We start from the raw sequence: 7,609 nt of genomic DNA, 5'->3' as shown, positions 1-7,609 counted from the left end.
CAAGTAACACAAGATTTTATTATTTCTTGTGTCTACCTAAAAGGGAGCATATCAGTTTCTTGTCATTGGGCTTATATTATATGAACGAATATAATGGCGTTTAATTGTATTAGCCGATAATTTCAATAAAGGCTTTGACTAAATCAGGATCGAAATAAATACCGGAACCACTGAATAATTCCTGTTTAGCCGTTTTTTTACTCTTAGACCAGGATTCCGTTGACGGATTAATAGCGGAATCATAGTAATCGGCAATGGCGATGATGCGAGCACCTAGTGGAATATTACTGCCGCATAAGTGTTTAGGAAATCCGGAACCGTCCCAACGCTCGTGATGGTATCGGATGTAGGGGATAATCGATTGACAACATGGATAGTTTTCAATCATGTTTGCCCCGTTTGCCGGATGCTGACGATATTTAGATAATTCCTGACGATTAAAGAATGGCGCTTTTTTTAAAACCGCAGAGGGCATCATAATAAGACCCAAGTCGTGCAATAATGCGCCATGTCTGATTTGTTCTATTTCGTTGGCCGGTAGCCCTAGTTTTGCGGCAATGCTGACAGAGTGATTCGCTACATTAATGGAGTGTGTATATAGCTCGTAGCTTTTCATGCGAATCATCTGCAGGAGCTGGGCACTGATAGCTTCTAAGCTATCTTTTTCCAATTCATATAAGCCCGATGGCTGCATTAAAGATAACATAAACATAATACTGAGTCCTTCCCTTTGTGTCCCCATTTAACAAGTAAACACATTATACAATATTTAGGAATTTTTTGGTATAGGTTGACGTTGCTATCTATGTATAGCAAGTTGTTGAAAAATTGAAAGATGTATGGTTGATTTATGAGAAACTAAAAGAGAATACGGTAAGTAAAGGAATTGTAAAGATTGAATACTTTCACAACCTAAAGTATCAAGGAAAATAAATATTTTTGCCATATCATTTTTATATAGACAAAGTAAAATTCTTTGCGTATAATTTCTTCATACGGGTCTGTGGTTGAAAGTCGAGGCCAGTCGCAGGCAAAACGATCCACGTAAGTAGTGCAACGACATTATGAGCATGGTGCGGCTTAGATGTAAGACCTACCGATAAAATCGAGAGGAGTAGTAGTGGGGAGCCACGGGCTTAGGAGCGAACCTTCCAGTAGGCGAGTGTGGGGGCAAAGACCAGGTCAGCCGTATGTAAAAAGGCAGCTTTCGGGCTGCCTTTTATTTTTATACAAAATTTTCTGAATTTTTATACATTTAGCTATTGACTATTTATGCAAGGTTATGTATAATCATGTCATACCAATTAGAGAAACTCAGTTGAGAGAGAGTTTGAATTCATGATTATACAAGAAGAAGAGTAGGAGATGGAATTATGTTTACACAGAAGATGAAGAAAATTATGTTAACAGGTATGGCGGTATTAGCCATGGGTGCTTTGGTGGCCGGTTGCGGCAGTGATTCGAACAGCGGTCAAGCTGCCAATGGCAAACAAGTGATTAAAGTAGGTACTAATGCGACATTTGTACCGTTTGAATTTAAGGATGAAAGTTCCCAAGATTTAACCGGTTTCGATATCGATATGGTAAAAGCAATTGCTAAAAAGATGAACGCCGATGTGCAGTTCAAAAATGTAGCCTTTGATGCTTTGATTCCAAGTCTTGGCAATAAAGATATTGATATGGCGGCTTCCGGTATGACGATTACGAAAGCAAGATCCGAAAAAGTATTGTTTGCCGCTCCTTACTATGAATCCGGTATGGCCGTAGTAGTTAAAGGTAACTCGCCTATTAATACATTAGAAGATTTACAAGGCAAAAACATTTCTGTTCAGATGGGGACCACCGGTGCTGATTTAGCCGGCAAAATTGCCAATGCAACATTGAAACAGTTTGACCACAGCAGTGATGCCTTATTAGAACTTAATAAAGGTGGCGTTGATGCAGCCGTACTTGATTTACCGGTAGCACAATATTATGCATCTAAACATCAAGGTGATGTAAAAGTAATTCCGTATCCTAATACGAAAGAATACTTTGGCTTCGCATTTGCTAAAAACAACAAAGAATTACAGGAAGCTGTAAATAAAGCCTTAGCCGAAATGAAGAAAGATGGCGAATTGAACGCTATTTACCAGAAATGGTTCAAAACTGATGCCCCTGCTGATATGCCGACTGAATGGTCCGGTAACTGATTAAATCAGGGCAAATCGTTAAATTAAATGTTGTGCTCTAATTACCTTAGCCAATACATTTGAGCAACAGGAAGTACTATGTAAAAATATTTAGCAATACAAGCGCTAAAATTTTAGCATAGTACCTTTTTGTATATTTACATGGTAGTATAAAATTGTAGTATTATTACACAATGTTTTGTGAAATGAGGAGGAACATTATGAATTGGAAAAAAGGGTTAACCTTATTTATGGCAGTGGGTTTAGCGGCCGGTGTTTTAGCGGGTTGCGGCAGTGACACGGCTTCTGACAAAAAGGTAATTACATTTGGTGCGGAAACTACGTATCCGCCGTTTGAGTTTGCCGAAGATAACACCTATAAAGGTTTTGACGTAGATTTAAGTAATGCCTTGGCTAAAGAAATGGGCTATGAATCAAAATTTGTAAGTCTTCCTTTTGATGGTTTGATCCCAGCCTTGCAAAGTAAACAGATTGATGCTATTGCATCCGGCCTTGTAGTGACAAAAGAGCGTGAGGCTAAAGTTAATTTCACAGCACCGTACTATCATGTAAAACTCGTTATGGTGGTTCGTCAAGATACCAATAATGTTAACGGTGAAGCGGATATTGCCGGTAAAACCGTAGGCGCACAAATCGGAACTACCGGTGCTATGTTGGCGCAGGAAAAACCGGGTACAACGGTTAAAGAGTTTGACGCTATTACCACTATGCTTCAAGATTTAGAAGCCGGCAATATTCAGATTGCCATGCTCGATGAACCGGTAGCTAAATATTACATTCAAAAATTAAACATGAAAGATTTAAAAATTGTACCGGTTGGCTTACAAGATCATACGGTAGCTATTGCGGTTCGTAAGGATGATAAAGAGCTATTGGATAAAATGAATGCGGCTTTTGAAAAATTAAAAGCTAACGGCGAATATGATAAATTACAGCAAAAATGGTTTGGTGACATTCAATAATTATTCGGCTTAAGTGACAGGTGATACAAATGGATTACACAAAATTATATGCAAAGCGGGCGCTTCAATTGGAGCGTTCCGCCATTGCGGCCTTAAAGGATGAGGCTAAAACGGTGCCGGGCATTTTGTCACTCGGTGAAGGTGTTCCGGCATCGGAATTATTCCCGGTGGAAGAATTAAGTATTGTAGCGGCTAAAGTATTTAAAGAAGAAGGGCGTGAAGTGCTACAATATGGGGACGGTTTGGGCGGTTTGGAATTACGCCGCCATTTAAGTCGTATTATGACTAAATACGGCATTAATATTGAGGCCGGCCAAATTCAGGTAACCAGCGGTTCCATGCAGTCATTGGATATGGCAGCTCGCTTATTTTTTGAAGCGGGTGATACCGTGTTGGTAGAAGATCCCACTTTTATTGACGCTAAGAATTGCTTAGCTATGACGGGTGCTTCACTCAAGGGGATTCCTTGTGACGAAGAAGGCATGGATTTACAGTTATTGGCAAAGTCTCTTGAAACAGATTCCACCATTAAGGCGATATATGTAATTCCTGACTATCAGAATCCTACGGGCCTTTGTTGGTCTGATAAAAGACGCCGTGAGTTTATGGATTTGGTTGCAAAATATAATGTAATTATATTAGAAGATAATCCTTACGGTGAAATTACCTACACCGGCAAATATCATAAAGCGCTTAGTGCTTATGATGCGAAAGGACAAGTTCTTTTCATGGGAAGCCTGTCTAAAACCTTGAGCCCGGGACTAAGAATCGGTTGGGTAGCAGGCCGGGCAGATATTATGACGCAGCTTTCTTTGGTTAAGGAATGCTCCGATATACATAGTTCCTTGCCGGATCATGCATTGGCGGCCGGTTTTATGAATATATATTCTTACGATGGTCACGTGGCGTCAATGAATAAGGTATATAAGGAACGACGAGATACGTTGGTAGCCGGTTTGCAGCAATTGTTGCCTGAATTCACATTTACCGTGCCGGAAGGGGGCTTCTTTTTGTGGCTGGCCTTACCGGAAAATGTGGCTGAGTATGAATTTTTTCAAAATGCCATAAAAGCCGTGGTTTTGGTAATTCCGGGCACTCCGTTTTTTGTAAATAAACCGGAACGAGGCTATGTGCGGCTTAATTTTACCGGCCTTGGACCGGATGACTTAACTGAAGCAGTGAAGCGATTAGCCCGGGCTTACCAAAATATGATTAAATAACTATTGACATTGTATAAAAATACATCTATAATGACGTAAGCATATAAAACAGTATATATATTACTCGGTAATAAAAGATGCTTGAGAATATACAGTGATTGGTAAGTATTAGTTATAAGGAAAGGGTTAGTTATGAGTTTCGATTGGAGTTTAATTTGGGATAATATACCGATTCTCTTACAAGGGGCGGTCATTACGATACAAATTACGGTAATGGCGGTTGGTTGCGGTTTTTTCATCGGTATGATTGCCGCGTTGGCTAATTTGTCACGCTTTAAAATTGTTCGTTTATTAGTTAAATGCTACGTTGAATTGTTCCGTGGCACACCGTTATTGGTTCAGATTTTTATGATTTATTTTGCCTTGCCAATGGTTATCGGACAATCCATCAATCCATATGTGGCTGCGGTTACGGCTTGTAGTATTAACTCCGGTGCTTACGTTTCCGAAATTTTCCGTGCCGGTATTCAGTCTATCGATAAAGGCCAGATGGAAGCTGGTCGTTCCTTAGGTCTCACTTGGGCTCAAACTATGCGCTATATCGTGATGCCACAGGCATTTAAAGCGATTATTCCGCCACTTGGTAATGAATTTATCGCCATGATGAAAGATACCTCCTTAGTATCGGTTATCGGCTTTGAAGAATTGACACGTCGCGGTCAGTTGATTATTGCCAGAACTTACGGATCCTTTGAAATTTGGACAGCCGTTGCGATTATTTATTTAATTATGACCTTAAGTATTTCGCAATTAGTTGCATTCCTTGAAAGGAGATATAATATCAAATGATTAAGATGATTGATGTTTATAAAAGTTTTGGTAAAAACGAAGTCCTTAAAGGGATTAATCTTCATGTGGAACGCGGGGAAGTAGTCGTTATTATCGGACCGTCCGGTTCCGGTAAGAGTACGGTGTTGCGCTGCATGAACTATTTGGAAGAGCCAACCTCCGGCGATGTTATCGTAGACGGTATGAATTTAAATGTTAAAGAAAACATTAACAATGTGCGTGCCGAAGTAGGGATGGTATTCCAGCGTTTTAACTTATTCCCGCATATGACGGTACTCGATAATATTACCTTGGCACCACAGAAGATTCGCAAGATGTCCAAGGAAGAAGCTGAAAAAATCGCCCTTGAGTTGTTGGCCAAAGTAGGCCTACAGGACAAAGCCGATTCGTATCCGCAGCAATTGTCCGGCGGGCAACAGCAGCGTGTAGCTATTGCCAGGGCGCTCGCGATGAAGCCGAAAGTGATGCTCTTTGATGAACCAACCTCGGCGCTTGATCCGGAAATGGTAAGTGAAGTTCTCGATGTTATGAAGAACCTCGCCAAAGAAGGCATGACCATGGTTGTAGTAACGCATGAAATGGGCTTTGCTAAGGAAGTAGGGACTCGCGTTCTCTTTGTTGATGAAGGCAAGATTCTCGAAGAAGGAACTCCAAAAGATGTATTTGAACATCCGACCAATGAACGTACCCAACTGTTCCTTTCTAAAATTTTATAATTGCTTTATAACGCCCTTAATTAAGGGCGTTATTTTATATGATTCAAGATGAATAAATTTTAATTATTTATGACTAAATTGTGACAGATTATTTTATATTTTATATTAGAAAATTAATTTATGACTTTTTGATTAAAAGTTTTAATAATCTTGTTAAACACAGTATTTGTCGATGTTTGCAGCCTGGCAATAGTTAAAAATTTTTACTTCATAATTAACAAGCTGTTTAATTTTGCATAATAGAGCCATAAATAATTGTATGTATACTTATAATGCATATACAGCATAATAAACTTGTTTTTTAATACTTACTGTGTTAACATTATTGAAGGGTACCATAAGTACTCTAATGCAGGGATTTTTTAGGAGGAGTCTTTTATGCTCGGTAAAGTTAAGTGGTTCAGTGCAGAAAAAGGTTATGGATTTATTGAAAGAGAAGACGGTGGCGATGTATTCGTACATTTCTCCGCGATTCAGGAAGATGGTTTCAAATCCTTGAACGAAGGTCAAGAAGTAAACTTTGAAATCGTTGACGGACCTCGCGGCCCACAGGCTACGAATGTCACTAAAGCATAAATAACTACACTGAGAGATCGGCTTCGGCCGGTCTTTTTTATTTGCCAAAATTACAATTTTACTTGAAAAACTTTGTGAAAGCCCTTCTTTATAGGGGTGTTTAAGATTTGTAAAAAATTTATAAAAAAATTTAAAAATTTTTCAAAAAATAAAGAGGACTTTTGTACATCCTTGGAGAATTATATAAACATAGAAACAAGTTCGTAGTTTAGAACTTGAGAAGAAAGGGTGTTTTATATGAAAGTAACAGTAAGAGGTAAGAATTTAGAAGTAACAGCAGCTCTCCGCGAGTATTTGGAAAAACGTGTAGATAAACTTGCTCGTTATTTTGATGCACCATTTGATGTACAAGCTGTGCTCTCAGTAGAAAAAGAAAATCGCGTAGTTGAACTCACCTGTTTCGTTGAAGGGATTGTTCTTCGCGGGGTTGCATCGAATACAGATATGTATGCGGCTATTGATTTAGTAGTCGATAAAATTGTTCGTCAAATTCATAAATATAAAACTCGTTTGGCACGGCGCTTCAAGAAAGAAGCAGGCTTCAAACCGGATGCATATGTTCCGGAAGTTCCTGTTCAGGAAGAAGAAATCAGCATAGTTCGCCGCAAACATTTTGCGATTCGACCTATGAGTGTGGAAGAAGCCATTATGCAAATGAATTTGGTTGGTCATGACTTCTTTATGTTCTACAATGCAGAAACAGAAGTTATGAACGTAGTGTACCGTCGTAAAAACGGTTCCTATGGGTTAATTGAGCCGGAGCTTTAAAGGCTACTCCGAAGGGAGAATACCGTAGGACGTTTAGATAACTGAATATATAGCAGCTGTAGCAGATTGTGAGTACATAATCTGCTACAGCTTTTTTATAACACTGATTATGTTTAAATTTTTATACTATGCAGTGGATCGTTAGTAATATATAGACAGTTTGGTAAAATGTTCATGATGCTGTTGGATTTTTAGCGAATCTTTGCTATTATTATATATATAGAAATTTTTAGTAATAGTATGGATTTATTTTGTCCTTGACAAAAAAGTAGTTAAAACCTATCATAATGATATGTTTTAAAAAATCGATGAGAATTATACTAAAACATAAAGAGTTATAGGACAAAAAGTGTGTGTAAAAAGTGCTGTAAACCTAGATAGATACT

The 7,609-nt window shown here is 38.7% G+C and carries 8 protein-coding genes; 7 read left to right on the top strand and 1 reads right to left on the bottom strand.

The annotated features are described in order from the left end of the window. Positions 1-109: 109 nt before the first annotated feature. Positions 110-712, bottom strand: coding sequence for an HD domain-containing phosphohydrolase (locus MXE28_RS10995; RefSeq protein ID WP_021841395.1), 603 nt, complete (start codon positions 710-712; stop codon positions 110-112). 661 nt (positions 713-1,373) lie between these two features. Here MXE28_RS10995 and MXE28_RS10990 point away from each other — a divergent pair. The 7 genes from MXE28_RS10990 (at position 1,374) to raiA (ending at position 7,223) form a co-directional block, all read left to right on the top strand. Further along, positions 1,374-2,192, top strand: a complete 819-nt coding sequence (locus tag MXE28_RS10990; protein WP_156704914.1) for a basic amino acid ABC transporter substrate-binding protein — start codon at positions 1,374-1,376, stop codon at positions 2,190-2,192. Between the two features lie 200 nt (positions 2,193-2,392). After that, a complete protein-coding gene (locus MXE28_RS10985; RefSeq protein ID WP_021841393.1) occupies positions 2,393-3,154 on the top strand; it encodes a basic amino acid ABC transporter substrate-binding protein in 762 nt (253 codons plus the stop codon). A gap of 29 nt (positions 3,155-3,183) precedes the next feature. Beyond that, positions 3,184-4,374: a PLP-dependent aminotransferase family protein gene (locus tag MXE28_RS10980; protein ID WP_247240170.1), complete on the top strand. Its 1,191-nt coding sequence runs from the start codon at positions 3,184-3,186 to the stop codon at positions 4,372-4,374. A 132-nt stretch (positions 4,375-4,506) separates the two neighbouring features. After that, the gene (locus MXE28_RS10975) at positions 4,507-5,163 is read left to right on the top strand and encodes an amino acid ABC transporter permease (RefSeq protein ID WP_021841391.1); all 657 of its coding nucleotides are present in this window, start codon (positions 4,507-4,509) and stop codon (positions 5,161-5,163) included. Then, positions 5,160-5,879 carry an amino acid ABC transporter ATP-binding protein gene (locus MXE28_RS10970; RefSeq protein WP_021841390.1) on the top strand — a complete coding sequence of 240 codons (720 nt, stop codon included), beginning with the start codon at positions 5,160-5,162 and terminating at the stop codon, positions 5,877-5,879. The genes MXE28_RS10975 and MXE28_RS10970 overlap by 4 nt, the downstream gene beginning before the upstream one ends. A gap of 378 nt (positions 5,880-6,257) precedes the next feature. Next, positions 6,258-6,455 carry a cold shock domain-containing protein gene (locus MXE28_RS10965; protein WP_006556860.1) on the top strand — a complete coding sequence of 66 codons (198 nt, stop codon included), beginning with the start codon at positions 6,258-6,260 and terminating at the stop codon, positions 6,453-6,455. A gap of 237 nt (positions 6,456-6,692) precedes the next feature. Then, complete coding sequence (raiA, locus tag MXE28_RS10960; RefSeq protein WP_021840668.1) at positions 6,693-7,223, top strand: ribosome-associated translation inhibitor RaiA; 531 nt, start codon at positions 6,693-6,695, stop codon at positions 7,221-7,223. Positions 7,224-7,609 lie beyond the last annotated feature (386 nt).

The organism is Veillonella sp. KGMB01456, from assembly GCF_023051165.1.
Lineage (GTDB): Bacteria > Bacillota > Negativicutes > Veillonellales > Veillonellaceae > Veillonella_A.
Note: the sequence above shows the minus strand (reverse complement) of the source record. Positions and strands in the feature narration are given on the sequence as shown.